The 25,934-nt window shown below is 72.5% G+C and carries 29 protein-coding genes; 22 read left to right on the top strand and 7 right to left on the bottom strand.

Going from position 1 to position 25,934, the window contains the following annotated elements; all coding sequences use genetic code 11:
• Positions 1-61: 61 nt before the first annotated feature.
• The 3 genes from ACYVLT_RS29685 to ACYVLT_RS29675 form a co-directional block, all read right to left on the bottom strand.
• The gene (locus ACYVLT_RS29685) at positions 62-811 is read right to left on the bottom strand and encodes a potassium channel family protein (RefSeq protein WP_461123470.1); all 750 of its coding nucleotides are present in this window, start codon (positions 809-811) and stop codon (positions 62-64) included.
• 60 nt (positions 812-871) lie between these two features.
• Positions 872-1,051 (bottom strand): hypothetical protein, encoded by a 180-nt coding sequence (locus tag ACYVLT_RS29680; protein WP_461124178.1) that lies wholly within the window; start codon positions 1,049-1,051, stop codon positions 872-874.
• A gap of 62 nt (positions 1,052-1,113) precedes the next feature.
• Positions 1,114-2,268 carry a pyridoxal phosphate-dependent aminotransferase gene (locus ACYVLT_RS29675; RefSeq protein ID WP_461123469.1) on the bottom strand — a complete coding sequence of 385 codons (1,155 nt, stop codon included), beginning with the start codon at positions 2,266-2,268 and terminating at the stop codon, positions 1,114-1,116.
• A 952-nt stretch (positions 2,269-3,220) separates the two neighbouring features.
• Here ACYVLT_RS29675 and ACYVLT_RS29670 point away from each other — a divergent pair.
• The 8 genes from ACYVLT_RS29670 (at position 3,221) to ACYVLT_RS29635 (ending at position 10,309) form a co-directional block, all read left to right on the top strand.
• A complete protein-coding gene (locus ACYVLT_RS29670; RefSeq protein ID WP_461123468.1) occupies positions 3,221-4,135 on the top strand; it encodes a hypothetical protein in 915 nt (304 codons plus the stop codon).
• A 160-nt stretch (positions 4,136-4,295) separates the two neighbouring features.
• Entirely contained in the window at positions 4,296-5,027 is a 732-nt protein-coding gene (locus ACYVLT_RS29665) for a maleylpyruvate isomerase N-terminal domain-containing protein (protein WP_461123467.1), read from the top strand.
• Positions 5,028-5,192: 165 nt separating this feature from the next.
• Complete coding sequence (purF, locus tag ACYVLT_RS29660; RefSeq protein WP_461123466.1) at positions 5,193-6,725, top strand: amidophosphoribosyltransferase; 1,533 nt, start codon at positions 5,193-5,195, stop codon at positions 6,723-6,725.
• A gap of 61 nt (positions 6,726-6,786) precedes the next feature.
• Positions 6,787-7,848 (top strand): phosphoribosylformylglycinamidine cyclo-ligase, encoded by a 1,062-nt coding sequence (purM, locus tag ACYVLT_RS29655; protein WP_461123465.1) that lies wholly within the window; start codon positions 6,787-6,789, stop codon positions 7,846-7,848.
• Between the two features lie 62 nt (positions 7,849-7,910).
• The gene (locus tag ACYVLT_RS29650) at positions 7,911-8,402 is read left to right on the top strand and encodes a SigE family RNA polymerase sigma factor (protein ID WP_461123464.1); all 492 of its coding nucleotides are present in this window, start codon (positions 7,911-7,913) and stop codon (positions 8,400-8,402) included.
• Positions 8,399-9,178 (top strand): hypothetical protein, encoded by a 780-nt coding sequence (locus ACYVLT_RS29645; protein ID WP_461123463.1) that lies wholly within the window; start codon positions 8,399-8,401, stop codon positions 9,176-9,178. The genes ACYVLT_RS29650 and ACYVLT_RS29645 overlap by 4 nt, the downstream gene beginning before the upstream one ends.
• A 9-nt stretch (positions 9,179-9,187) precedes the next feature.
• Positions 9,188-9,616: an alternative ribosome rescue aminoacyl-tRNA hydrolase ArfB gene (gene arfB / locus ACYVLT_RS29640; RefSeq protein ID WP_461123462.1), complete on the top strand. Its 429-nt coding sequence runs from the start codon at positions 9,188-9,190 to the stop codon at positions 9,614-9,616.
• 9 nt (positions 9,617-9,625) lie between these two features.
• Positions 9,626-10,309: a class I SAM-dependent DNA methyltransferase gene (locus tag ACYVLT_RS29635; RefSeq protein WP_461123461.1), complete on the top strand. Its 684-nt coding sequence runs from the start codon at positions 9,626-9,628 to the stop codon at positions 10,307-10,309.
• On the opposite strand, the gene ACYVLT_RS29630 is transcribed toward ACYVLT_RS29635, so the two are convergent.
• Positions 10,291-10,953, bottom strand: coding sequence for a response regulator (locus tag ACYVLT_RS29630; RefSeq protein WP_461123460.1), 663 nt, complete (start codon positions 10,951-10,953; stop codon positions 10,291-10,293). The two genes, ACYVLT_RS29635 and ACYVLT_RS29630, sit on opposite strands and share 19 nt — an antisense overlap.
• Positions 10,950-12,497, bottom strand: coding sequence for a sensor histidine kinase (locus tag ACYVLT_RS29625; protein WP_461124146.1), 1,548 nt, complete (start codon positions 12,495-12,497; stop codon positions 10,950-10,952). Before ACYVLT_RS29625 ends, ACYVLT_RS29630 begins: the two co-directional genes overlap by 4 nt.
• Before the next feature lie 129 nt (positions 12,498-12,626).
• Here ACYVLT_RS29625 and ACYVLT_RS29620 point away from each other — a divergent pair, with 129 nt between their 5' ends.
• The 5 genes from ACYVLT_RS29620 to ACYVLT_RS29600 all read left to right on the top strand — a co-directional run bounded on the left by ACYVLT_RS29620 (position 12,627) and on the right by ACYVLT_RS29600 (position 16,412).
• Entirely contained in the window at positions 12,627-13,607 is a 981-nt protein-coding gene (locus ACYVLT_RS29620) for a Bug family tripartite tricarboxylate transporter substrate binding protein (RefSeq protein WP_461123459.1), read from the top strand.
• Positions 13,604-14,167 carry a tripartite tricarboxylate transporter TctB family protein gene (locus ACYVLT_RS29615; protein ID WP_461123458.1) on the top strand — a complete coding sequence of 188 codons (564 nt, stop codon included), beginning with the start codon at positions 13,604-13,606 and terminating at the stop codon, positions 14,165-14,167. Before ACYVLT_RS29620 ends, ACYVLT_RS29615 begins: the two co-directional genes overlap by 4 nt.
• Before the next feature lies 1 nt (position 14,168).
• Positions 14,169-15,701: a tripartite tricarboxylate transporter permease gene (locus ACYVLT_RS29610; protein ID WP_461123457.1), complete on the top strand. Its 1,533-nt coding sequence runs from the start codon at positions 14,169-14,171 to the stop codon at positions 15,699-15,701.
• Positions 15,702-15,807: 106 nt separating this feature from the next.
• Positions 15,808-16,146: a DUF6247 family protein gene (locus ACYVLT_RS29605; RefSeq protein ID WP_461123456.1), complete on the top strand. Its 339-nt coding sequence runs from the start codon at positions 15,808-15,810 to the stop codon at positions 16,144-16,146.
• Between the two features lie 11 nt (positions 16,147-16,157).
• The gene (locus tag ACYVLT_RS29600) at positions 16,158-16,412 is read left to right on the top strand and encodes a hypothetical protein (protein WP_461123455.1); all 255 of its coding nucleotides are present in this window, start codon (positions 16,158-16,160) and stop codon (positions 16,410-16,412) included.
• A gap of 7 nt (positions 16,413-16,419) precedes the next feature.
• On the opposite strand, the gene ACYVLT_RS29595 is transcribed toward ACYVLT_RS29600, so the two are convergent.
• Complete coding sequence (locus tag ACYVLT_RS29595; RefSeq protein ID WP_461123454.1) at positions 16,420-16,974, bottom strand: TetR/AcrR family transcriptional regulator; 555 nt, start codon at positions 16,972-16,974, stop codon at positions 16,420-16,422.
• Positions 16,975-17,060: 86 nt separating this feature from the next.
• Between ACYVLT_RS29595 and ACYVLT_RS29590 the strand changes: the two genes are divergently transcribed.
• Both ACYVLT_RS29590 and ACYVLT_RS29585 read left to right on the top strand, forming a co-directional pair.
• Positions 17,061-17,801 carry an SDR family NAD(P)-dependent oxidoreductase gene (locus ACYVLT_RS29590; protein ID WP_461123453.1) on the top strand — a complete coding sequence of 247 codons (741 nt, stop codon included), beginning with the start codon at positions 17,061-17,063 and terminating at the stop codon, positions 17,799-17,801.
• Positions 17,802-17,803: 2 nt separating this feature from the next.
• Positions 17,804-18,112, top strand: coding sequence for a DMT family transporter (locus ACYVLT_RS29585; RefSeq protein WP_461123452.1), 309 nt, complete (start codon positions 17,804-17,806; stop codon positions 18,110-18,112).
• On the opposite strand, the gene ACYVLT_RS29580 is transcribed toward ACYVLT_RS29585, so the two are convergent.
• On the bottom strand, positions 18,099-19,094 hold the full coding sequence (locus ACYVLT_RS29580; RefSeq protein ID WP_461123451.1) for a LacI family DNA-binding transcriptional regulator: 996 nt from the start codon (positions 19,092-19,094) through the stop codon (positions 18,099-18,101). The genes ACYVLT_RS29585 and ACYVLT_RS29580 overlap by 14 nt on opposite strands.
• Before the next feature lie 149 nt (positions 19,095-19,243).
• On the opposite strand from ACYVLT_RS29580, the gene ACYVLT_RS29575 reads away from it, so the two are divergent.
• The 7 genes from ACYVLT_RS29575 (at position 19,244) to ACYVLT_RS29545 (ending at position 25,924) form a co-directional block, all read left to right on the top strand.
• Positions 19,244-20,248 (top strand): Gfo/Idh/MocA family protein, encoded by a 1,005-nt coding sequence (locus ACYVLT_RS29575; RefSeq protein WP_461123450.1) that lies wholly within the window; start codon positions 19,244-19,246, stop codon positions 20,246-20,248.
• Positions 20,245-21,108, top strand: coding sequence for a TIM barrel protein (locus ACYVLT_RS29570; RefSeq protein ID WP_461123449.1), 864 nt, complete (start codon positions 20,245-20,247; stop codon positions 21,106-21,108). The genes ACYVLT_RS29575 and ACYVLT_RS29570 overlap by 4 nt, the downstream gene beginning before the upstream one ends.
• Positions 21,109-21,131: 23 nt before the next feature.
• Positions 21,132-22,139, top strand: a complete 1,008-nt coding sequence (locus tag ACYVLT_RS29565; RefSeq protein ID WP_461123448.1) for a sugar ABC transporter substrate-binding protein — start codon at positions 21,132-21,134, stop codon at positions 22,137-22,139.
• 12 nt (positions 22,140-22,151) lie between these two features.
• Entirely contained in the window at positions 22,152-23,198 is a 1,047-nt protein-coding gene (locus ACYVLT_RS29560; protein ID WP_461123447.1) for an ABC transporter permease, read from the top strand.
• Positions 23,195-23,989 (top strand): ATP-binding cassette domain-containing protein, encoded by a 795-nt coding sequence (locus ACYVLT_RS29555; RefSeq protein WP_461123446.1) that lies wholly within the window; start codon positions 23,195-23,197, stop codon positions 23,987-23,989. The genes ACYVLT_RS29560 and ACYVLT_RS29555 overlap by 4 nt, the downstream gene beginning before the upstream one ends.
• Positions 23,986-24,915, top strand: a complete 930-nt coding sequence (iolC, locus tag ACYVLT_RS29550; RefSeq protein ID WP_461123445.1) for a 5-dehydro-2-deoxygluconokinase — start codon at positions 23,986-23,988, stop codon at positions 24,913-24,915. Before ACYVLT_RS29555 ends, iolC begins: the two co-directional genes overlap by 4 nt.
• A 94-nt stretch (positions 24,916-25,009) precedes the next feature.
• Positions 25,010-25,924 carry a Cgl0159 family (beta/alpha)8-fold protein gene (locus ACYVLT_RS29545; protein ID WP_461123444.1) on the top strand — a complete coding sequence of 305 codons (915 nt, stop codon included), beginning with the start codon at positions 25,010-25,012 and terminating at the stop codon, positions 25,922-25,924.
• Positions 25,925-25,934 lie beyond the last annotated feature (10 nt).

Here is a 25,934-nt window from a genome sequence, read left to right as displayed (position 1 = left end):
CGTGTCGGGAGAACGTCGCGGGCGGGCTCGTCGGCGTGCTGCGGCAGGGGCCGGCAGGTGCTCAGGTCTTGGCCGACCTCGCGGCGCGCAGCTCGTCGCGCAGCTCGGCCAGCTCCGCCCGGACCAGGCGCAGCTCGGCCGCGGTGGCCTGCTCGGCCTCGGTCACCGACTCCTCGACCCCGCTGAGCCGTTCGACCAGCCAGGACGCGATCGTGCCGGTGATGACACCCAGCAGGGCGATGCCGCCGATCATCAGCAGCGCGGCGACCAGGCGACCCTCCCAGGTGACGGGGTAGCGGTCGCCGTAGCCGACGGTGGAGATCGTGGTGAGCGTCCACCACGTGGCGTCGCCGAACGTGGTGATGGTCGCGTCGGGGTGGTGGCGCTCGGCGTCCAGCACGGCCAGAGAGGAGCACAGGCCGACCAGGACGGTGACGCCCGCGGCGTAGACGCCGACGCGTTGCCGGAACCGGCCCGCGAACCGCTTGTTCAGCACCTTGAGCACGGTGACCAGCCGCAGCACGCGCAGTTGGCGGACCATCGGCAGCAGCACCGCGAGCAGGTCGAACAGGTGCTTCACGACGAACTTGCGCTTGTCGGGCGCGAGCTTGAGGCGGACGGCGTAGTCGAGGGCGAAGACCAGCCAGACCAGCCAGAGGACGACCTCGAGCACCGTGTGCAGGCCGGGGGTCGAGCGGTCGTCGAGGACCTGCCAGGCGTAGGCCACCACGAACAGGACGGCCAGGCCGGTCAGCGGCCACTCGGAGCGGCGCTCCCAGTGGGCGAGTCGGCGCTCATCGGTCTCGAACACCGACCCATGGTGCGGGTCGAGCCGGCGTTTTTCCAGCTCGTGGGGGTAACGCGAGGTCCGTCAGGGTCCCTTGATGCCCTTGGGGCGCTTGTTGCTCTTGATCGCGCCGTACGCGGCCGTGCCCAGGAACAGCACGCCACCGATCACCGCGAGCCAGAAGACGCCCTCGATGACCGCGCCGAGCACGGTGATCACGAGCCAGGCCGCGAGCAGCCACAGGATTATCCGCACCATGGTCACTCGAACGAATGATCTACGGGTTCAGTTCCCCCACCCCGCCGAACCAGCGGGTAAAACTGTCATCATGATGACGACAACCAACCGCCCAACCGCCGCAACGCCTCCTCGATGTCGGGGGCGGCCCCGGCGAAGGACATCCGGATGAACTCGTGCCCGTGCACGGGGTCGAAGTCGATGCCGGGCACGATCGCGACCCCCGTGTCGTCCAGCAGGCGTCGGCAGAAGGCCATCGAGTCGTCGGTGAGGTGCGAGACGTCCGCGTAGGCGTAGAAGGCGCCGTCGGCCGGGGCCACCTTGTCGATGCCGAGGTCGGCCAGGCCCTTGAGCAGCACGTCGCGGTTGAGGCGGTACCCCTCGACCAGTCGCTCGGTCTGCGCGTAGGACTCGGGCTCGAACGCGGCGACGGCCGCGTGCTGGGCCAGGGCGGGCGGGCAGAGGGTGAAGTTGCCCGTCAACCGGTCCACCGCCCGGCGCAGGTCGGGTGGGAGCAGCATCCACCCCAACCGCCAGCCGGTCATGGCGAACGCTTTGGAGAAGGAGTTGACCACGATGGCGTCGCGGGAGGTCTGCCAGGCACAGGCGAGGGGCGTGCCGTAGCTGATGCCGTGGTAGATCTCGTCGCTGACCAGCCGCACGTCGTGCTCGGCGCACCAGGTCGCCAACCCGGCCAGCTCGTCCGGGGAGAGCACGGTGCCGGTCGGGTTCGCCGGACTGGCCACCACCAGCCCGTCGAGCGGGCCGGCGTCGTCCAGCATCGCCACCGTCGGCTGGAACCGGGTTTCCGGACCGCAGGCCAGCTCGACCACCTCGCAGCCCAGCGCGGTGAGGATGTTGCGGTAGGCGGGGTAGCCGGGCCGGGCCAGCGCGACCCGGGCGCCCGGGTCGAAGGAAGCGAGGAACGCCAACAGGAAACCGCCCGACGAGCCGGTCGTCACCACGACGTCGTCCGGCGAGACCGCCAGCCCGTACTGCCGGTGGTAGTGCCCCGCCAGGGCCTCCCGCAACTCCACGATCCCCAGCTGCTCGGTGTAGCCGAGGGTCTGCTCGCGCAGGGCGCGGTGGGCTGCCTCCAACACGGGCGTGGGCGCCGGACTGGACGGCTGCCCGGCCGCCAACGACACCACATCCCCCACCACCCGCTGCCGCCGTGCCGCAGCGGACAACACGTCCATGACGTGGAACGGAGGCACATCCGCACGACCGGCAACACCGAACATGCGCGCCAGGCTAATCGACCTGCCTCGAAGCTCCCGGCCGCACGCTGACCACCGAGCTTCGCCGGCCCACCAGCCTGCACACCAACGCCGGTGCCGTCGCAGCTCCCAACCCAGCCCGGCCTAGGCCGGGCCCTGCAAGCCGGCGATCAGGTCCCCTGGCAGTCCTCGGCCCTGGCGAAACGCGGCGAGCCAACCGATCGCGCGTGGGCTGCGATCAAGCCCCTGTCACCGGCGTCGGAGCGTGGAAACCGCGCACAAGCGGCTGCGCCTGTGGACCGCACCTGGCAACGCATCCCGGACCGGGTGATCATCAAGGACGACCCGGTCGGCGAATCGGAATGAATCATCGGTTTCGACTCCGGCCCTCGCCGTCGACGGGGAAGAACCCGGACGTTCCCGGGACGGACCGAACACCACAAACCACATCGCGGTGAACAGACGGGCCTGCCGATACGGATCCTGATCACACCGGGCCAGGCCGGGGACAACCCGCAACCGCCACCCCCGCCGGACGGCATCCGCGTCACCCGCCCCGAACACAAGGACCAGATCGCCCACCGCACGACCCCGCGCGGCCACCGACCATCGATGCGGCGGCCGTGGCAGTACCGGGATGCCGTGCGTGCGCCCGTAGGTCGCCGGGAGCCGAGCAAGTTTGAACCGATGCCCAGCCCTGAGCCGTGTGGCGGAGTAGTCCGACCTGGTCGAACGCGAAACACCGCGGTGGGCACCTGGCGAGACCTCGTCGATGTGGTCGAGCTCGGCGGCGTCGTCCCGGCCCGCTCAGCCGGCGCGAGGGCCCAGGCGGCGGGCTTTGAAGCCGTGGATCAGGTCCTGCATGGGGCGGCGTCCGTGGCGACCAGCCGTGCGATCGACGGTGCCGAGGTCCGCCCGATAGCGATCACTCGAAGGTGATCTTGCCGGCGTCGAACAGCAGTTCGACCATTGACGCATGACGATTTTGCTCCCGATACCCCGGAATTTGGCTTTCATCGCTTCCCTCGGACTGCTGGACAAGTTCCGCGGCTTCCTCGCCGCGCGGCTGACCCGAACACCGTCCCGTGCCCGCCACCGCGTGCTCTCACCCGGGCAGATCCGTTGGCAGCGCTGGAAGTTCGTCGTCGCGCACCACTTGTCACCCACGACGCCCGCCGGCCCCGCGCCGCGCCCGAGCACGCCCGTGCAACCGCGCGTCCAGGCGTTCCTCGCGCCGCGGTGGAGCGCGCTGCACCCACCACCCCGAACAGCCCAATCCACGGTGCCCGCCGAAGCCGTCACCGTCCGCTGGACGGTCCCGCCGGCCCTGGCCGCGACGCGCGCCCTGTCCTCGGCGGAGCCCGAGGTGTGGCCTGAGGCCTGGCCCGAGGTCTGGCCCGAAGTTCGGCCGGAGCAGGTCGACAACTGCTTCACGGGCCACCTCGACGACCTCGCCGCCGCCGAGCCCTCGGTCGGGAGGCATCGGCTCAGGAAGCCGGTCACCCTGCGGTACCTCGCCGACGCGATCGCCGAGTCCCGCGCCCCGGTAGGCCCGGCCGCCTCCGACGAGCCCGCTCACGACGAGCCCGTCTACAACGAGCGCGTCTACGACCAGCCTGTCTACGACCAGCCTGTCTACGACCAGCCTGTCTACGACCAGCCTGTCTACGACCAGCCTGTCTACGACCAGCCTGCCTACGACCAGCCCGTCTACTACGGCGAGCCCGTGGTTGCCGAGCCGGAGCCCGCCGAGCCGGCCGCTGATGAGCCGGCCGCCGCGGAACCCCTCGTCTGGGAGTTCCGGCCCGGCGATCTGATCGACTGGTGGGCGGCGGCCGAGGCGAGGTTGGACGCGGCCGCCCGCGACGAGGCCCGCAGCCGCCTGTGGTGACGAAGCCCGCGCACCGCTCGCCGGGAGCCGGTCGTGATCCGAGGGCACCGGCGGGGGCGTCCCTGCGTCGGTAGGTGGGAAGGTCGGCCTTCCGCCGCCGGGACGCCCGCCCGTGCGGCACGATGGCCGCGCAGCGATCGACAAGAGCGGGAGGCTGGACGTGCCAGGAGGTTGGACCACCCAGCGGTGGACCGAGGTCTTCACCGCCCAGGCGGAGATGTTCCGGGCGGCGGTCGGGAAGGCCGACCCCGCCGCCAAGGTGCCCAGCTGCCCCGGCTGGACGTTCACCGACCTGACGCTGCACGTCGGCAGGTTCCTGGAGACGTCCCTGGAGTACCTGCGCACCGGCAGCACCGTCCAGCTCCGGCTGCCACGCCCGCCCGCCGAGGTGGTGCCGCTGGAGTACCTCGACGCGCAGCTCGCCAAGGCCGCCGAGCTGCTCCCGGCCACCCCCGGCAACCGGACGGCCTGGACGTTCTCGCCCGCCGCCCCGGACCTGGCGTGGGTCTGGCACCGCCGCATCGCGCACGAGATGGACCTCCGCCGCTGGGACGCCCAGGCCGCCCTGCGCGAACTGGTGGTCGGGGACGCGGACTTCGCCGTCGACGGCATCGACGAGGCGCTGACCACGCTCCTCGCCGCCAAGTACGCCACCGACGTGCCGCTGACCACCAAGGGCACCGCCCTGGTCCAGCTCACCGACGTGCCCGAGGCGTGGGTGGTGACGTTCGCGCCGGGCGTCGTGCCGGAGGTCCGGGCGGCGTGGCCGGGCGAGGAGACCGACCTCCAGCTCGGCGGCGAGGCGCAACTCGTCCACTACGGCCTGTGGGGCCGCCTGCCGCTCAAGCGCACCGGTGACGAGCAGGTCTGGTTCGCACTGCGGCTCGACTAACCGCCACCGGCGGATCCGGCCTGGTCAGGAGCGGTCGCCGGCCGGTGTCGGCGACCTGAACATGAGTGAACTCACGCCGGCTCACCCCTCGCGCGACGGTGGTAGCACCCCCATCAGCCTTACACTCGTTGGTGCAGCTCGACCCTCGTCGCTAGGGAGCACCCGGTGGTCACCGACCATTCAGCAACCGGCCGCACCGACCCCGAAAGCCAGGAAGAACGAGAACCCCGCGAGGAATGCGGTGTGTTCGGTGTGTGGGCACCCGGCGAAGACGTCTCCAAGCTCACCTACTTCGGCCTCTACGCCCTGCAGCACCGCGGCCAGGAAGCCGCCGGCATCTCGGTCGGCGACGGCAGCCAGGTGGTGGTCTTCAAGGACCTCGGCCTGGTCAGCCAGGTGTTCGACGAGCAGGTGCTCCAGTCGCTGCGCGGCCACGTCGCGGTCGGCCACTGCCGCTACTCCACCACCGGCTCCACCACGTGGGAGAACGCGCAGCCGACGTTCCGCACCACGGCCACCGGCTCCGGCCTGTCGCTCGGCCACAACGGCAACCTGGTGAACACCGCCGAACTGCTGGTCAAGGCCCGCGAGGTGGGCGTGGACACCAGCCACGGCGCGACCACCGACTCCGACCTGATCTGCGGCCTGCTCGCCGCGCAGGCCGCCGACATCGGCATCGAGCAGGCGGCCCTGCAGCTGCTGCCGACGCTGCGCGGCGCGTTCTGCCTCACGTTCTCCGACGAGTCGACCCTCTACGCGGCGCGCGACCCGCAGGGCGTGCGCCCGCTGGTGCTCGGCCGGCTGGAGCGCGGCTGGGTGGTCGCCAGCGAGACGGCGGCGCTGGACATCGTGGGCGCGTCGTTCGTGCGCGAGGTCGAGCCGGGCGAGTTGATCGCGATCGACGAGAACGGCCTGCGGTCGAGCCGGTTCGCCACCCCCGAGCCCAAGGGCTGCGTCTTCGAGTACGTCTACCTGGCCCGACCGGACACCACCATCGCCGGCCGCTCGGTGCACGCCACGCGCGTCGAGATCGGCCGCCGGCTGGCCGTGGAGCACCCGGTGGAGGCCGACCTGGTCATCCCGGTGCCCGAGTCCGGCACGCCCGCCGCCATCGGCTACGCCCAGGCCAGCGGCATCCCCTACGGCTCCGGCCTGGTCAAGAACGCCTACGTCGGCCGCACGTTCATCCAGCCGTCGCAGACCATCCGCCAGCTGGGCATCCGGCTGAAGCTGAACCCGCTGCGCGACGTCATCCGCGGCAAGCGGCTGGTCGTGGTGGACGACTCGATCGTCCGCGGCAACACGCAGCGCGCGCTGGTCCGGATGCTGCGCGAGTCCGGCGCGCTCGAAGTGCACGTGCGGATCGCGTCGCCGCCGGTCAAGTGGCCGTGCTTCTACGGCATCGACTTCGCCTCCCGGGCCGAGCTCATCGCCAACGGCCTGGACACCGACGGCATCCGCCGCTCGGTGGGCGCCGACTCGCTGGGTTACGTGTCGCTGGAGGAGCTGATCGCGGCCAGCGAGCAGCCCAAGACCCGGCTGTGCACGGCGTGCTTCGACGGCGACTACCCGATCCCGCTGCCCGACGACGCGCTGATCGGCAAGCACCTGCTCGAAGGCATCCGGGGCGTCGCGGGCTCGGCCACCCCCGTCCTGACGAACGGGTACGGTGCCGAGGACGCCCTGCAACGCCCCTGAGTGACGGCGAGCCGGGCGCGCGCCCGGATGAACAGTTGCCCTGAAAGTGGAGCACAGAGACGTGACGGACAGCGCCAAGGCGACCTACGCCGCAGCTGGAGTAAGCATCGAAGCCGGCGACGAGGCGGTGGAGAAGCTCAAGCCGTGGGCGGCGAAGGCGCAGCGTCCCGAGGTGCTCGGCGGCATCGGCGGCTTCGCGGGGCTGTTCCAGCTCAGGCTCGACCGCTGGAAGGAGCCGGTGCTCGCGTCCTCGACCGACGGCGTCGGCACCAAGATCGCGGTCGCGCAGGCGATGGACAAGCACGACACGGTCGGCATCGACCTGGTCGCGATGGTCGTGGACGACCTCGTGGTGTGCGGCGCGGAGCCGCTGTTCATGCAGGACTACATCGCGATCGGCCGGGTCGACCCGGACAAGGTCGCGGCGCTGGTCAAGGGCATCTCGGAGGGCTGCGTGCTGGCGGGGTGCGCGCTGCTGGGCGGCGAGACCGCCGAGCACCCCGGCCTGATGGGCGCGAACGACTACGACATCTCCGGCACGGGCGTCGGCGTGGTCGAGGCCTCGGCCATGCTCGGCCCGGACCGGGTGCGCGAGGGCGACGTGGTGATCGCCATGGGCTCGTCCGGTTTGCACTCGAACGGGTACTCCTTGGCGCGGCACGTGCTGCTGGACATCGCCCGGATGCCGCTGGAGGGTCACGTCGAGGAGTTCGGCCGCACCCTCGGCGAGGAGATGCTGGAGCCGACCCGCATCTACGCCAAGGACTGCCTGGCGCTGGCCGCCGAGGCCGAGGTGCGCACGTTCGCGCACGTCACCGGCGGTGGCCTGGCCGCGAACCTGGCCCGCGTGCTGCCCAAGGGCCTGCGCGCCGACCTCAACCGCGGCACCTGGACGCCCGCGCCGGTGTTCGCCCTGATCGCCCAGCGCGGCCGGGTGGAGCGCGAGGAGATGGAGAAGACGTTCAACATGGGCGTCGGCATGGTCGCCGTGGTCGCACCCGAGGACGTCGACCGCTCCCTGGCCGTGCTCACGGCCCGCCACGTGCCCGCCTGGGTGCTGGGCGACGTGGTCCGCTCCGACGAGCCGGGCGCCGCCCTGGTCGGCGACCACCCGCGTTTCTAGGCTCCGGCAGCAACCTCCGGCGGTCGCCGATCCGTATCAAGCGGCGACCGAGGAGGGGCCGAGTGGATCGCGATCGTGAGTTCGACGAGTACGTCGACGCCCGTGCGCTGGTGATGCGGAGGACCGCGTACCTGCTGTGCGGGGACTGGCACCGCGCCGAAGACCTGGTGCAGACGGCGCTGACCAAGCTGTACGTCGCCTGGCCCAGGGTGCGGCGGGACACGTCGCCGGACGCCTACGCGCGGAAGGTCCTGGTCCGTGCGGCCATCGACGACTCACGGCGCGCGTTCCGGCGTCGGGAGACGGTGGTCGACGCGGTGCCGGACACACCGGTCGCGGGCGCCTCGTCCGACTTCGACGTGCGCCGCGCGCTGGCGTCGTTGCCGGTGGGGCAGCGGACGGTGGTGGTGCTCCGCTACTGGGAGGACCTGAGCGTCACGGAGACCGCGCGCCTCCTCGGGCGAACCGAAGGCACCGTGAAGAGCCAGGCGGCCAAGGGCTTGGCCGCGCTGCGCGACCTTCTCGGGCACGACGTCCTGGAGGAGCAGCGATGACCGACATCAAGCAGACCCTGGCCGCGGCGTTCACCGACGAACCGCCGTTGGCCATCGACAAGCCGGCGATCCGCCGTGCGGGCAAGCGCAAGGTGGCGACCCGGTACGCGTCCATCGGCACGGCGGTGGCCGTCGCGGCGGTCCTGGTCGCCGCGCCGATGACGATGAACCTCGGCGGCGGCGTCGGTGGCGGCGGTCCGGACGCGGGGCAGGCGAGCACGGCCGAGCCGCGGACGTCGGTCCGGCGATCCGGGCCTGGTCCGCACACCAAGCCACTGGACCCGGGCCTGTCGGACGAGCGGGCGGCGGAGCTGACCGGGGTCCTGCGCGACTCGGGCGCGATCCCGGCCATGCGGACGCACAGCCCTGCCGGGGCGGAGTACGGCCCCTGGGAGTTCGAGGCGTGGGGAGCGTTCTACAAGGCCCACGCGGAGGTGTTCGACGCCCGCGGCAGTGCCATCGTGACGGTGGAGCTGGTCGCGCGCCCGTACGAGGGCTGTGAGGCGATCACCTTCCAGTCGGCCGACCGCACGTGCGAGGTGCGGACCACGCCCGACGGCCGTGAGTACAAGGTCGAGCGCGGGCCGGACGTCCCGGGCGATCTCATCAGGGTCACCACGAAGCTCCCCGACGGTCGGAAGCTCGAAGTGTCGGCCCAGGGCATCGAGGACCGCAGCGAAGGCCCTTACGACACGACGCCGGCGGTGGGCGGGCCGCAGCCGATGACGGTGGACGAGCTGGTAAAGCTGGCGACTGTGCCCGGGCTGACCTTCTAACCTGTACGGGTGGCCGACGACCTGACCGTGACGCGGACGCTGGTGATACCGGCGGCCGAGTTGAGCGAGCGGTTCTCCCGGTCCTCGGGTCCCGGCGGACAGGGCGTGAACACGGCGGACAGCCGGGTCGAGCTGAGCTTCGACCTGGCTGCCTCGCCGTCGGTGCCCGAGTGGTTGCGCGCCCGGATGCTCGGTCGCCTCGAAAAGCGCCTGGTGGACGGCGTGCTCACGGTCGTGGCCAGCGAGCACCGGGCGCAGTTGCAGAACCGCCAGGCGGCCCGCGAACGGCTGGCCCGGCTCCTGGGTGACGCCGCCGCCGCGCCACCGCCCGTGCGCCGTGCGACCAAGCCGACCAAGGGCTCGAAGGAACGCCGGATCGCGGAGAAGAAGCGCCGCGCCCAGACCAAGCAGGGCAGGCGCGGCGGGGGCTGGGACTAGGGTTCCGGCGTGACCGAGCCGGAATTCCTCACCATGGCGCGCACCGCCTACGACACCGTCGCCCACAGCTATGCCGACCTCGCGCGCGACCTGCTCGCCGAGATCCCGGCGGACCGGGCGGTGCTCGGCCTGTTCGCCGAGCTGGTGCGCGGTCGGGTCGCCGACATCGGCTGCGGCCCGGGCCGGATCTCCGGCCACCTCAGGCAGCTGGGCGTGGACGTGTTCGGCGTCGACCTGTCGCCGGAGATGGTCGCGGTGGCCCGCCGCGAGCACCCGGACGTGCGGTTCGAGGTGGGCTCGATGCTCGACCTCGACCTGCCCGACGCCTCGCTCGGCGGTGCGCTGGCCTGGTACTCGGTGATCCACGTGCCGTGGGAGCGGCACCCGGCGGTGTTCGCCGAGTTCCACCGCGTCCTCGCGCCCGGCGGCTTGCTGCTGATGGCGTTCCAGGTGGGCGACGAGGTCCGGCGGTACGAGCAGGGCTACGGGCACGACATCCTGCTGGACGTGTTCCGGCTGAACCCGGACCGGGTGCTCGACCAGCTCGCCGAGGCCGGGTTCGAGCCGCACACCCGGCTGGAGCGGGAGCCGGTCGACCCGAAGTGGGAGAAGACCCGGCAGTGCTACCTGCTCGTGCGCAAGAGCGGCCGGCCCGACCGGCCCGACCAGCCCGGTCAGCCCAGCCAGACGTAGAGGCGTTCCGGGCGCCCGGTGCCGCCGTACTTCAGCCGCACCTCGGCCTTGCCCGTGCTCACGAAGTGCTCCAGGTACCGGCGGGCCGACACGCGGGCCAGCTCGGTGGCGTCCGCGCACTCGCTGGCCGTCACCGGGCGCTCCCGCAGCACGCGCTCCACCAGTGCGGCGGTCTGCGCGGTCAACCCCTTCGGCAGCACGGGAGAGCTGCGCGGCCGCGCGCCGAACACCTGGTCCACGTCCGCCTGACCGGCCGACGCGAGCTGGTCCAGCCGCCGGTCCAACGCGGCGAAGTGGGCCAGCTGGTCGCGCAGCGCCGCGTACTCGAACGGCTTGATCAGGTAGTGCAGCACCCCGCCGCGCATGGCGCTGCGCACCGTCTCCACGTCCGTCGCCGCGGTGATCACGATGACGTCCACGTCGTCGGCCAACCCGCGCAGCTCCCGCAGCACGGTCAACCCGTCGACGTCGGGCAGGTACACGTCCAGCAGCACCAGGTCCGGCCGCAGCTCCCGCACCGACCGCACCGCGTCCGCGCCGTTGTGCGCCACGCCGACCACCTCGAAGCCGGGCGTCCGCGCCACGTATCCACTGTGGACCTTCGCGACCATGAAGTCGTCGTCCACCACCAGGACCCTGATCACACCGGCACCTCCACCGGCAGCCGGGCGGTGAACACCGCGCCGCCCTCGTTGTGCACCCGCACGGATCCGCCACGCCGCAGGCAGGTCTGCCGGATCAACGCCAACCCGAGCCCCCGTCGACCCTGTTCGGCGGCCTTGGTGGTGAACCCGTGGCGGAACACCTCCTCGGCCAACCCGGCCGCGACACCGGGCCCGGAATCCCGCACCACCACGACCACCTCGTCGGACGTCGACCGCACCGACACCTCGATCCAGCCCCGTTCCGCCAGCGCGTCCAACGCGTTGTCCACCAGGTTCCCGACCACCGTGACCAGGTCGGTGGACAACGCCTCGTCCACCGCGCCGAGCGAGCTGTCCGGCGCCATCCGCAGCCCGATGCCGCGTTCCGCGGCCAGGCTCGACTTGGCGATCAGCAGCGCCGCCACCGCCGGGTCGGCGACCTTCGAGGCGACCTCCGCGCGCCACGCGCCCTGCGCGGTGTTGATGCGGCTGATGAACCCGCGCACCTCGTCGTACTCGCCCAGCTCGACCAGGCCCGCGATGGTGTGCAGGCGGTTGCTGAACTCGTGCGCCTGCGCCCGCAGGGTGTCGGTGGCGTGCCGGTTCGCGTCCAGCTCGTCCCGCAACGTGGTCAGCTCGGTGCGGTCGCGCAGGGTCACCACGGCGCCGTGCACGTCCAGCGGCATGTAGTTCAGCGTCAGCACCCGGCCGCCGGTCAGCGCGAGCTGGTCCACGCCGGTCGCCCGGCCGGTCAGCACGTCGCGCAGCCGTTCGTCCAGGTCCAGCTCGGCCACCGCGCGCCCCACCGCGTCCGGCGGCAACGCCAGCAGGTCGCGCGCGTGGTCGTTGACCAGGGTGATCCGGTGCTGCGGGTCGAGGGCGACCACGCCCTCCTTGATGCCGTGCAGCAGTGCCTCCCGGTACTCGACCAGCGCGGTGATCTCGTGCGGCTCCAGGCCCAGGGTCTGGTTCTTCACCCGCCGCGCGAGCAGCAGCGACCCGGCGACGCCGATGACCAGCGCGACGCCGAGCAGCCGCAGCGCGTTGTCCGGCGAGTCCAGCACACCGTCCCAGAACCCCGGCGCCTGCCGCCCGGCCGCGACCAGCCCGATCACCGCGCCGTCGTCGCCGATCACGGGCACGTGCGCCGCGGTCGCGCCGCCCAGCTCCCCCACCCACGACCGGCCGCGCAGCGCGGTGCTGCCGCCGACGTCGAGCGGTTCGCCGACCTGACCGGGGTCCGGCGAGGTCAGGACCTCGCGCGCCGGATCGGTGATGATCACGTAGCTGGCGCCGGACAGGCTGCGGGCGCTCTCCGCGAACGGCGCCAGCGCGTAGTGCCGCAGCGGGTCGGCCAACGACGCCCGCACGCCCGCCGTGGCGGCCACGTCCTCGGCCACGGACAGCATCCGCCGCCCCTCGGTCGTGCGGAAGTTGTTACCCGCTTGGACGACGGACAGCGCGCCCACCGCGCAGAGCAGCGCCACGACCACCACCAGTTGCCACCCGAGCAGCTGGCGGGCGAGCGACCCCCGACCACGCAGCACCTTCTTGGTCAACCAGCACCTCCCGTGACCACAAAGAACAAAAGAACCCTTAGGCGCGCAAGCGGGACTTCCCTGTTTACACGAGTGCAACATGTCCAACCACGCGGAAGAGAGGCGGGGATCACAGTGCGGATCAGGAACTGGCTCGCGGTCGGCGGCGCGTTGGCGGTCGTCGTCCTCGTGCCGCCGCTGCTGACGTCCGGCGCGGACACCACGGCGTCGTTGCGCAGCCTGCGCGTGCTGGTGCCGAACGCACCGGGCGGCGGCTACGACGTCACGGCGCGCACCGCCGCGAAGGCGATGGAGGACGCGGAGCTCATCCGCAACACCGAGGTGTTCAACCTGCCCGGCGCGGGCGGCACGGTCGGCCTGGGCCGCACGGTCAGCGAGCGCGGCAACGGCAAGCTCGTGATGTCCATGGGTCTGGGCGTGGTCGGCAGCGTCTACACGAACAAGGCGCCGTCGTCGCTGCTGGACACCACGCCGATCGCGAAGCTCATCGAGGAGCCGGACATCGTCGTGGTCGGCAAGGACTCGCCGTACCGGACGCTGGACGAGCTGGTGGGCGCCTGGAAGGCGAACCCGGGCGCGGTCACGGTCGGCGGCGGCTCCTCGCCCGGCGGCCCGGACCACCTGGCGCCGATGCTGATCGCCAAGGCGGTCGGCCTCGACCCGCGGCAGGTCAACTACATCCCGTTCGACGGCGGTGGCGAGCTGCTGGCGTCGGTGCTGGGCGGGAAGGTGGCGTTCGGCGTGTCGGGCGTCGGCGAGTACCGCGACCAGATCGAGGCCGGGCAGATCCGGGTGCTCGCGGTGACCGGCGGGTCGCGGCTGTCCGGTGTGGACGCGCCGACGCTGCGCGAGTCCGGAGTGGACGTCGAGTTCAACAACTGGCGCGGCGTGGTCGCGCCGCCGGGCATCGACGAGGCCGACCGGGCCCGGCTGGTGGACCTGTTCACCGACCTGCACGGCACACCGCAGTGGCGGGAGGCGCTGTCCCGCAACGGCTGGACGGACGCGTTCGCGCCGGGTGACGAGTTCGGCGCGTTCCTGCGCGAGGAGAACGACCGGGTGGCGACCGTGCTCAAGGACCTGGGGTTGGCATGAGTGGAGGGTTGGGCGTGCACGAAGCCGTGAACGAAGCCCGGAGCGGTACCCCGAGCAAGCCCTTGAGCAGGGCGTGGCTGCGGGAGCGCTCGGAGCTCGGCGTGTCCGCGGTGCTGGTCGGGTTGGGTGTGCTGGTCCTGGTCGACGCGATCCGGATCCACACCGACTTCGCGCAGCGCGGCCCGGTGGGGCCGAAGGCGGTGCCGGTGGTGGTCGGCGTCGGGTTGCTCGTCGTCGCCGCGCTGCTCGCGCGGGACGTGCTGCGCGGCGGGCGGGGTGAGGCGGAGGGCGGCGAGGACGTCGACCTCACCGCCCCGGCCGACTGGCGGACCGTGCTGCTGCTGTGCGGCGCGTTCCTGGCCAACGCGGCGCTGATCGGGGTGGTCGGGTTCCCGATCTCCGGCGCGGTCCTGTTCTGGGGCGCGGCCTACGCGCTGGGCAGCCGCAACCCCGTCCGCGACCCCCTGCTCGCCGCCGGGCTGTCGGTGGCGACCTTCCTGCTGTTCAACAACCTCCTGGGCGTGCCTCTGCCCGGCGGACCGCTGGTGGGGATGTTCTGACGTGGACTCGTTCAACAACCTGCTCGAAGGATTCGCGACCGCGCTGACGCCGACGCACCTGGCGCTGGCCGCGTTGGGCGTGCTGCTGGGCACGGCGATCGGCGTGCTGCCGGGGATCGGGCCGGCCATGGCGGTGGCGCTGCTGCTGCCCGTCACCTACGGCCTGGAGCCGACCGGGGCGTTCATCATGTTCGCCGGCATCTACTACGGCGGCATGTTCGGCGGCTCGACCACGTCGATCCTGCTCAACACGCCGGGTGAGAGCGCGGCGGTGGTCGCGGCGATCGACGGCAACCCGATGGCGCGCAAGGGACGCGGCTCGCAAGCGCTTGCGGCGGCCGCCATCGGGCACTTCGTCGGCGGCACCATCGGCACTCTGCTGCTCGTGCTGCTCGCGCCGACGGTGGCGAAGTTCGCCGTGGACATCGGCGCGCCGGACTTCTTCGCGATCATGGTGCTGGCGTTCATCGCGGTCACGTCCGTGCTCGGCGCGTCCCGCGTGCGAGGCTTCGCGTCCCTGCTCATCGGCCTCACCATCGGCCTGGTCGGGCTGGACGAGATGACCGGGCAGCAACGGCTCACGTTCGGGTCGCTGCACCTGGCCGACGGCATCGACGTGGTCGTGGTGGCGGTGGCCCTGTTCGCGGTCGGCGAGTCCCTGTGGGTGGCCGCCCACCTGCGGCGCAAGCCCGCCCGGCCCATCCCGGTCGGCCGGGCGTTCCTGGGCCGCGAGGACTTCCGGCGGTCGTGGAAGCCGTGGCTGCGCGGCCCGGTGATCGGGTTCCCGTTCGGCGCGATCCCGGCCGGCGGCGCGGAGATCCCGACGTTCCTGTCGTACGTGGCGGAGAAGCGGCTCTCCAAGCACCGCGAGGAGTTCGGCAAGGGGGCGATCGAGGGCGTGGCCGGCCCCGAGGCCACGGCGAGCGCGTCCGCGGCGGGCACGTTGGTGTCGATGCTGACCCTCGGCCTGCCGACCACGGCGGTGGCCGCGGTGATGCTGGCGGCGTTCCAGCAGTACGGCATCCAGCCGGGGCCGTTGCTGTTCGAGCGGGAGTCCGCGCTGGTCTGGGGCCTGATCGCGTCGCTGTTCATCGGCCTGTGCCTGCTGCTGGTGCTCAACCTGCCGCTCGCGCCGGTGTGGGCGAAGCTGCTGGGCATCCCGCGGCCGTACCTGTACGCGGGCATCCTGTTCTTCGCCGGCGTGGGTGCGTACGCGGTGAACGCCGACGTGTTCGACCTGCTGGTGATGTTCGTGATCGGCGTGCTCGGCTTCGTGATGCGCCGCTACGGCCTGCCGGTGCTGCCCGCGATCCTCGGGGTCATCCTCGGCCCGGCCGCCGAACAGCAGATGCGGCGTGCGCTGCAACTGTCCGACGGCTCGCTGACGGGCCTGGTCAACACCCCGTTCGCACTGGTCGTCTACGGCATCGTGGCGGTCCTGCTGGCCTGGCCCCTGGCCCGCCGCCTGTTCCGCAAGCCCACCCCGCCGACCGAGGCGCCACCGCGCCCCGACCGGCCGAAGGTGAACGCCTGACCCGACCCCGCCGGCCGGACTCCGTGCCAGGAGCCCGGCCGGCCGTCCCACGCCCCGGTGGTCCTGGCGATGTTCTTCGCGTGGTGGCGGCCGCTATCGTGGTTGTGTGACCGCAGCAGCAACTCCCGGACCGCGGCAGGGCCGGGGCGGGCCGTCGTTCGCCGACGCCTCGCCCGCCCGGGTGCGCGCGGCGCTCATTCCCGAAGAGGCGGCCGAGTTCGACCGGGAGTGGCGAGAGGTCATGGCCCGCGCCACCGAGTCGCTGGACCTGACGGAGCTGTTCGAGACGCTGGAGTCGTGGCGGTTCGTCGCCCGGATCACCGCTGCCCAGGGGGCTGAGGCCCACCGCGCCCTCTACCGCCGCGCCGCGGCGAAGCTCACCGGTGACCGGATCGCGGCCGACGAGCCGCTGGCCACCACCAAGGCCCGGCTCGGACTGGATTGACCGGCGCCTTCTTGTACACCGTCACCACCGACGACGTCTCGCAGCCGCAGGTCGACGCGCTCCCGCCCGAAGCCTTGGCCCCGTTCGCCGAAGCCCGGACCACGCTGGAGGTCGCACCGTGGCACGGTCGGCCGTACCACCGGCGCAGTCCTGATGGCCCGATGCGCGTCTTGGCCTTCGGACCCGATGGCCGGGGCAGCCTCGTGTACCTGGTCCTGGACGACCAGCGGCGGGTCGACTTGCTGCTGGTCTTGTGGATCGGCTGACTCGCGCCTAGCCGGTGAGCAGGCCGTCCAGCAGGGTGTCGAGGCCGGCTTTGACCGTGTCGGGCCCGGTGTTCCGGTGGGCGACCAGGTTGGCGGCCAGCGGGGCGAGCAGGGCGTCCGCGGTGAACGCGGCGTCCACGTCCGGGCGGGCTTGGGTGAGCAGGACGGTCAGGTGGCGGTGGTGGACGTCGTAGGCGCCGCCGAAGCGGGCGAACGGGCCGGTGGTCTCGGCCATCAGCAGCAGGTCCAGCTGCGCGAGCGTGCGGTCGACCAGGGCGTGCAGGAACGCCCGGATCCGGTCGGCGGCGGGCGCGCCGGGGCCGACCGGCGGCGGGCCGGTGAGGAACGCGGCCTGGAACTCGTGCTCCGAGGCGTCGATCAACGCGTGGGCCAGGCCTGATCGGTCGCCGAAGCGGCGGTAGAGGGTGCCGACCCCCACGCCGGACGCGGCGGCGACGTCGGCCATGGCCAGGCCTTCGATGCCCCGTGCGGCCACGATCTCGGTGGCGGCGGCCAGGATCTTCGCCCGGTTCTTGGCGGCGTCGGCCCGCTCCCGCGTCACCCCGGCAGCTTAACCCGCACCTCGACAACCGGAACTGATTCCGCTTATGCTCAAGCGGAACTAGTTCCGGTTACTTGGGGGAAGCGATGGGGCAGCTCGAAGGCAAGGCCGCGTTGGTCACCGGCGGCAGTCGGGGGATCGGGGCGGCGATCGCCAAGCGGTTGGCCCGCGACGGTGCGAACGTGGCCATCACGTACGCACGTGCGGCCGACCGGGCACATGCGGTGGTCGAGGAGATGACGGCCTCCGGCGTGCGCGCGCTCGCGGTGCGAGCCGAGGCCACCGACGTCGACGCCCTGCGTGACGCCGCGGCGCGGGCCGCGACCGCGTTCGGCGGCCTGGACGTCCTGGTCAACAACGCGGGCATCGCCCCGTGCGGGCCGTTCGAGGACGTCGCCGTGGAGGAGGTCGACCGGATCCTGGCGATCCACGCACGGGCCGCGTTCGTGCTGGTCCAGGCGGTCGTGCCGCACATGGCGGCGGGCGGGCGGATCGTCAACATCGGCAGCAGCCTGGCCGAGCGGGTGCCGTACCCGGGCTGGGCGCTCTACGCGATGAGCAAGTCGGCGCTGATCGGGTTGACCAAGGGCCTGGCCCGCGACCTCGGCCCGCGCGGCATCACGGTCAACCTGGTCCACCCCGGCTCGACCGACACCGAGATGAACCCGGCCGACGGACCGGACGCCGACGAGGAGCGCCGCCACACCGCGCTCGGCCGCTACTGCGACCCGGAGGACGTGGCCGCGACGGTGGCGCACCTGGCAGGCGACGGCGGGCGCAACGTCACCGGTGCGGCGTTCGTCGTGGACGCGGGCGCGGTGGCGTAGCCGTGGCCTGGTTGCTGCTGCTGGCCGCGGCGTTGTTGGAGGTCGTGTGGGCCACGGCCGTCGGCCGGTCGGCCGGCTTCACCCGTCCGGTGCCCACCGCGGTCGGGATCGCGGCGGCGGTGGCGAGCTTCGCGATGCTCGCGATCGCCATGCGCGACCTGCCCGTCGGCACGGCCTACGCGGTGTGGGTCGGCCTCGGCGCCGTCGGCGTCGTCCTGGTGGGCGTCCACGCCGGTGAGAGCGCGTCGCCGCTGCGGCTGGCGTGCCTGGCGTTGATCGTGCTCGGCGTGGTGGGGCTCAAGCTGACCTGATCGGCGGGGCGGTGGTCGAGCGGACGACCAGCGACGGGCGCAGCAGGTGGCGCACGGGCTCGGCCCGCTCGCCGCGCACCCGTTGCAGCAGGGCCGCGGCGGCGAGCCGGCCGAACTCGTTGCGCGGCTGGTCGATCGTGGTCAGCGAGACGTGCCGCAGGGCGGCCAGCGAGGTGTTGTCGTAGCCGACCACCGACACGTCCCGCGGCACGCGGAACCCGGCGTCCTCCAGCGCGGAGATCGCGCCGACCGCGTTGAAGTCGTTGCAGGAGACGATCGCGGTCGGCATGTCGCCCAGCAGGCCCCGCACGGCGCGCGCCCCGGCCGCGTCGGTGTACTCGCTGGCGACCACCCGCGGCGTGAGCCCGTGCGACGCCATCGCGGCCAGGTACCCGCGCCTGCGGGGCGCGGCCCGCGAGCCCTCGCCGCCGTCCAGGTGCGCGATCCGCTCGTGCCCCAACGACACCAGGTGGTCCACCGCCAACGCGATGCCGCGCTCACCGTCGTCGTTCACGGTGTCCACGGTGGCCAGCCGGGACGACCGCGCCACCAGCACCACCGGCGCCTGGTCCGCCGCACGGCCGATGTCCGCGGTCGGCACCACCGGCGACAGCAGGGCCAGGCCCGCCGGCCGGAACGACAGCAGGCTCCGCAACGCCCGCCGTTCCCGCGCCGGGCTGCGGCCACCGGTGTTGATGATCAGGTCGAAGCCGTGCTCGGTCGCGACCGAGTCCAGCCCGTCCACCACCTCCGCGAAGAACGCGTTGTGCAGGTCCGACACCATCACGCCGAGCACGTGCGACGTGCGGCTGGCCAACGAGCGCGCCATCGCGTGCGGCGAGTACCCCAGCTCCTCGGCCGCCTTCAGCACGGCCGCGCGCCGCTGGTCGCTCACCTTCGGTGATCCCCGCATGACCAACGACACCAGGGCGCGGGACACCCCGGCGCGTGCCGCGACGTCTTCCATCGTGGGTCTGGCCACCGGTGCCTCCCTCCTGCGGCCTGTGGTGGACCGGCCGAGCGGGAAACGCGCCCTTGACACCGGTGTGACGGACGTTACAGCATTGGAGCGCTCCAACAAATAGAGCGCTCTAACGCCGGAGCGCCTCTACCAGGACGGAGACCAGCCGGATGCGCATCGGAGTTGCCGGAGTCGGCCGGATCGGCACCATGCACGCCACCAACCTGGCCACCCTCGACGAGGTCGACGAGGTGCTGCTGTTCGACCCGGTGCCCGGCCGCGCGGCGCGGGCGTCGGCCGATCTGCCCGGCACCGGGAGCGTGGACGACCTCGACGCGTTGCTCACGGCCTGTGACGGCGTCCTGCTGGCCACGCCCACGACCACGCACCCGGCGTTGCTGCGCGCGGCCATCGCGGCGGGCGTGCCCACGTTGTGCGAGAAGCCGATCGCGAGCCACCTGGACGAGATGCGCGCGTTGGTGGACGACGTGGAGGCGTCCGGGGTGGAGGTGCTGGTCGGGTTCCAGCGCCGGTTCGACCCGGCGGTGTCCGAGCTGCACCGGCGCATCCGGACCGGCGAGGTCGGCGAGGTCTACCTGGTCCGCGCGCTCGGCAACGACGCCCAGCCGCCCGATTTCGGCTACCTGCCGCAGTCCGGCGGCATCTTCCGCGACCTGCTGATCCACGACCTGGACGCGGTGCCGTGGCTGGTGGGCGAGCCTGTGGTGGAGGTGTACGCGTCGGGGTCGGTGCTGGTCGACCAGGCGTTCGCCGATGCCGACGACGTGGACAACGCCGTGGTGCTGCTGAGGTTCGAGGGCGGCGCGCACGCCACCCTCGCGGGCGGCAGGCACGACCCGCTCGGCTACGACCACCGCATCGAGGTGCTGGGCAGCCGGGACTCGCTGGCCGTCGGCCTCGACCCGCGCACGCCGCTGACGTCGTTGGAACCGGAGGGACCGAAGGCCGCGGACGACGCCTACCCCGGCTTCGCGGAGCGCTTCCACCGCGCCTACCTGACCGAGGTGGCCACGTTCGCGCAGGTGGTGGCGGGCGCGGTGGCGAACCCGTCGCCCGCGCGGGAGAGTCTGATCAGCCTTCGACTCGCCGAGGCCTGTGAGCGGTCGCGGCGCTCGGGCGCTCCGGTCCGGATCCAGGCGGAGGTCGTGGCGTGAAGATCGCCGGTGCGCCGATTTCGTGGGGTGTCTGCGAAGTGCCGGGCTGGGGCAGGGTCCTCGAACCCGCGACCGTGCTCGCGGAGATGGCGTCGCTGGGCTTGCGGGCCACCGAACTCGGTCCGCCCGACTACCTGCCCGCCGAACCGTCGTCGTTGACAAGCCTGTTGGACGAGCACGGGCTCACGCTGGTCGGCGGGTTCCTGGCGGTCCCGCTGCACACCGGCGCGCGGTCCGCAGTGGACGAGGCCGACCGGGTCGCCGCCCTGCTGGCCGCCGCCGGCGCGGAGGTGCTCGTGCTGGCCGCCGCCACCGGCCTCGACGGCTACGACGAGCGCCCCGCGCTCACCGACGACCAGTGGCGCACCCTGATCGACACCGCCGCGCTCGTCCGCGACCGGGCCGCCGACCACGGTCTGCGCACCGTGCTGCACCCGCACGTCGGCACGCACGTCGAGCGCACCGCCGAGGTCGAGCGGTTCCTCGCCGACTCCGACCTCGACCTCTGCCTGGACACCGGCCACCTGCTCATCGGCGGCACGGACCCGGTCGACCTGGCCCGCCGCCACCCCGGGCGGATCGGGCACGTGCACCTCAAGGACGTGCGCGCCGACATCGCGGCCACCGTGCGCGACGGGGACATCGCGTACATGGCCGCCGTGCAGCGGCGGATGTACGTGCCGCTGGGCGAGGGCGACGTGGACGTGGCGGCCCTGGTCGCGTTCCTCCGGGACGCGGGCTACACCGGCTGGTACGTCTTGGAGCAGGACACCGCGCTCGGCGACGACAGCCCGCTCGACACACCGGTGCGCGACACCGCGCGCAGCCTCGCGCACCTGACCCAGTTCACCGCCAACTGAACCACCCCCGGCGAGGAGAGACGATGACGTCCACTCGAAAGGCTTTGCTCGCGGGCACCGCCCGCGTCGGACTGGCACTGACCGGCCTCGCGCTGCTCGCCGCGTGCAGCGGCCCCGGCGCGGAGAACACCGCGACGACGAACACCGGTGCGGCCCAGGCGCCGACGACCGGTGACCTGCGCGTCGCCGTCGTCACCCACGGCTCGGCGGGCGACGCGTTCTGGAACGTGGTGAAGAACGGCGCCACCGACGCGGGCAAGCAGCTCGGCGTCACGGTCGACTACAACTCCGACGGCGACCCCGGCCGGCAGTCCACCCTGATCGACAACGCGGTCTCGCAGCAGGTCGGCGGCATCGTGGTGTCGATGGCCAACCCGGACGCGTTGCGGACCTCGATCGAGAACGCGGTCAAGGCGGGCATCCCGGTCGTCACCATCAACTCCGGCTCGGACAAGAGCACGTCGTTCGGCGCGCTGGCGCACGTCGGCCAGGAGGAGGACGTCGCGGGCGAGCAGGCCGGGCAGAAGCTGAAGCAAGCCGGCAAGACCAAGCTGCTGTGCGTGATCCACGAGGCGGGCAACGTCGGCCTCAACCAGCGCTGCGACGGCGCGCGCACCGGCTTCGGCGGCACCGTCACCAACCTCCAGGTGGACATCAACAACCCCACCGACGTGGAGTCCCGGATCAAGGGCGCGTTGCAGACCGACCCGTCGGTCGACGCGGTGCTCGCGCTCAACCCGCAGGTCGCGGTGTCGTCGGTGAGCGCGGTCAAGGGCGCGTCGTCGAAGGCCGCGGTCGCCACGTTCGACCTCAACGCCGACGTCACCGCCGCGATCAAGGCCGGTGACGTGCTGTTCGCCGTCGACCAGCAGCAGTACGAGCAGGGCTACCTGCCGGTCGTGCTGATCAAGCTCTACCGCGACAACGCCAACACCGTCGGCGGCGGCAAGCCGGTGCTCACCGGGCCCGGTTTCGTCGACAAGTCCAACGTGGACAAGGTGGCCGAGTACGCCGAGCGCGGCACCCGCTGAGGAGGAACCTCCGTGACCACAGCGCCTTCGGCCGCACCACCGGACGAGCGGGTCGGCTCGGCTCGGCTGGTCGACCGGCTCGTGCTCCGACCCGAGATCGGCGCGCTGCTCGGCGCGTTGCTGGTCTTCGTGTTCTTCGCCGCGGTGACCGAGCGGTTCCTCAGCACGGGCGGTGTGGCGACCTGGCTGGACGACGCGTCCACGCTCGGCATCATGGCCGTCGCGGTGGCGCTGCTCATGATCGGCGGCGAGTTCGACCTGTCCGCCGGCGTGATGACCGCCTCCACCGCGCTGGTCACGGCCGTCCTGGCCACCCGGCTCGGCTGGAACGTGTGGCTCGCGCTGCTCGCGTCGCTGGTGTTCGCACTGGCGGTCGGCGCGCTGAACGGGTGGCTGGTGCTGCGCACCGGGCTGCCCAGCTTCATCGTCACGCTGGGCACGTTCCTGGCGTTGCAGGGCCTGAACCTCGGCGTGACCAGGCTGGTGACCGGCACCGTGCAGGTGTCGGGCATGCGGTCCGCCGAGGGCTACCCGTCGGCCGGGTTCCTGTTCGCCTCGACGTTCACCCTCGGCGGCGCGACGTTCTACGTGTCGATCGCGTGGTGGATCCTGGTCACGGTCGTGGCGGCCCTCGTGCTGGTGCGCACGCGGTTCGGGAACTGGATCTACGCGGTCGGCGGGTCGGCGCTGTCCTCGCGCGCCGTCGGCGTGCCCGTGGTGCGTACCAAGGTCCTGCTGTTCATGACCACGGCGGGCGCGGCGTGGCTGGTCGGGTCGATCAACATCCTGCGGTTCACCAGCGTGCAGGCCAACCAGGGCATCGGGCTGGAGTTCCAGTTCATCATCGCCGCGGTGATCGGCGGGTGCCTGCTGACCGGCGGGTTCGGCTCGGCGGTCGGTGCCGCGATCGGCGCGCTCATCTTCGGCATGGCCCGGCAGGGCATCGTCTACGCGAACTGGAACTCGGACTGGTTCCAGCTGTTCCTCGGCGTGATGCTGCTGGCCGCCGTGCTGGTCAACAACGCGTTGCGGCGGCGGGCGGAGAGGGTGCGGCGATGAGCCTCCCGACAGGTCGGACCCTGCTGGAGGTCCGCGGGATCGGCAAGACCCACGGCAGCGTGATCGCGCTGAACGACGTCTCGACCTCGGTCGACGCCGGCGAGGTGACGTGCGTGCTCGGCGACAACGGCGCGGGCAAGTCCACGTTGATCAAGGTCCTGGCGGGCGTGCACCAGCACGACTCCGGCGAGTACCTGGTGGACGGCTCGCCGGTCCGGTTCTCGTCGCCGCGCGAAGCCCTCGACCTGGGCATCGCCACCGTCTACCAGGACCTGGCCGTGGTGCCGCTGATGAGCGTGTGGCGCAACTTCTTCCTCGGCTCGGAGCCGACCGTCGGGTTCGGCCCGTTCCGCTTCCTGGACCGGCGGCGGGCCCGGGAGGTGACGCGGCGCGCGTTGGCCGAGATGGGCATCGACCTGCGGGACGTGGAGCAGCCCGTGGGCACGCTGTCCGGCGGCGAGCGGCAGTGCGTGGCGATCGCGCGGGCCGTGCACTTCGGGGCGAAGGTGCTGATCCTGGACGAGCCGACGGCGGCGCTCGGGGTCAAGCAGGCCGGTGTGGTGCTGAAGTACGTGGCGCAGGCGCGCGACCGCGGCCTGGGTGTCGTGCTGATCACCCACAACCCGCACCACGCCTACCCGGTCGGCGACCGGTTCCTGCTGCTCAAGCGCGGACGGGCGTTGGGGGCCTACCGGAAGTCGGAGATCGGCCTGGAGGAGCTGACCCGGCAGATGGCCGGCGGGGTGGAGCTGGACGCGCTGGCCCACGAACTGCGGGGTGTCGACGGATGACGGTCGAGGTGCTCACCGTCGGCCGGGTCGGGGTCGACCTCTACCCCGAGCAGAGCGGCGTGCCGTTGGCGGAGGTGCGGACGTTCGCCAAGTCGCTCGGCGGCACGGCGACGAACGTGGCCGTGGCCGCGGCGCGCCTGGGCCGTTCCGCCGCGGTGCTGACGAAGGTCGGTCCGGACGGCTTCGGCCCGTACGTCCGCTCCGCGCTGGAGTCCTTCGGCGTGTCGTCGTCCTACGTGGGCACCGCGCCGGACCTCCGGACGCCCGTGGTGTTCTGCGCCCTCGACCCACCCGAGGACCCACCGCTGCTGTTCTACCGCGCGCCCCTCGCGCCGGACCTGGCGCTCACCGAGCAGGACGTGCCGTGGGACCTGGTGGCCGACGTGCCGCTGCTGTGGGTCACCGGGACGGGTGTCTCCGCGATGCCCGCCCGTGCCACCCAACGGCGGATCCTGGAACACCGGGCCCGCCGCACGCACACCGTCCTGGACCTCGACTACCGGCCGATGTTCTGGCCCGACGTGCCGACCGCGCGCCGGGAGATCGCCTGGATGCTCGACCACGTGACGGTGGCCGTGGGCAACCGGGCGGAGGTCGAGGTGGCGGTGGGCACGGCGGACCCGGAGGAGGCCGCGGCTCGCCTGCTGGGCCGCGGCGTCGAGTTGGCCGTGGTGAAGAAGGGCGGTGAGGGCGTCCTGTTCGCGACCGCCGCGGGCTCGTGGTCCATCCCACCGCACCCGGTGGACGTCGTCTGCGGCCTCGGTGCCGGTGACGCGTTCGGCGGGGCACTGGCCCACGGCCTGCTGGCGGGCTGGGAACCGGGGCGGACCGCCCGTTACGCGAGCGTCGCCGGCGCCCTCGTGGCGGGCCGACTGGCCTGCGCCGACGCCATGCCGACACCCACCGAGATCGAGGACCACCTGTGACAACGCCGCGACGGGCGCACCCACGCCGAGATCGACCGATCCTCCGGGTGACGACCCCACCGTCCCGTGCACGCAGCCGTGCGGGAGGTGCCGGTTGATCACCGACGAGCAGTGGTGGGGGTTGCTGGAGACCAGGGCGACCGACCCGGCCGCCATCCGCCGGGCCTACCAGGCGCGCCGGCGGCGGACCCAACTGCTGTCCGGCTGGGGCACCCTGTTCCTGGTGGCGGCCGACCACCCGGCCCGCGGCGCACTCGGCGTCGGCGGCGACCCGTTGGCCATGGCCGACCGCCGCGCGCTGCTGGACCGGCTGCTCACGGCACTGGCGAACCCGGCGGTGGACGGGGTGCTCGGCACGCCGGACGTGATCGAGGAGCTGCTGCTGCTCGACGGCCTGCACGACAGGGTCGTCATCGGCTCCATGAACCGCGGCGGCCTGGCGGGCGCGGCCTGGGAGATCGACGATCGGTTCACCGCCTACGACCCCACGTCCATCGCGGGCAACGGGCTGGACGGCGGCAAGATGCTGCTGCGGCTGGTCGACTCCGACGCGGGCACCGCGCCGACGCTGGAGAGCTGCGCCGCGGCGGTGTCGGCGTTGGCCGACCGCAGCCTGATGGCGATGGTCGAGCCGCTGCCCTACGCCCGGAACGCGGCGGGTGAGCTGGTGCTGCAGACCGACGCCGCAGCGCTGGCGCGGGCCGCGAGCGTCGCGGCCGGGTTGGGCGCGACGTCGGCGTTCACCTGGCTCAAGCTGCCGCCGTCGCCCGACGAGGTGTTGGGCGCGACGACGTTGCCCGCGCTCGTGCTCGGTGGCGTGCCGTCCGCGCGGCTGAGCGACGACCTGGCCTCATGGGGCCGCTCCCTGCAGCACCCGACGGTGCGCGGGTTGGTCGTCGGGCGCGCCCTGCTCTACCCGCCGGACGGTGACGTGGCCGCCGCGGTCGAAGCCGCGGCGCGGGTGCTGCGCATGGCCCGGGAGTCCGCGAGCGAAGGGGTCGGCGCATGAGAAGGGGCCC

The organism is Saccharothrix stipae (genome assembly GCF_054781895.1).
The sequence above is the reverse complement of the archived record's forward strand: the minus strand, read 5'-3'. Positions and strand labels throughout refer to the sequence as shown.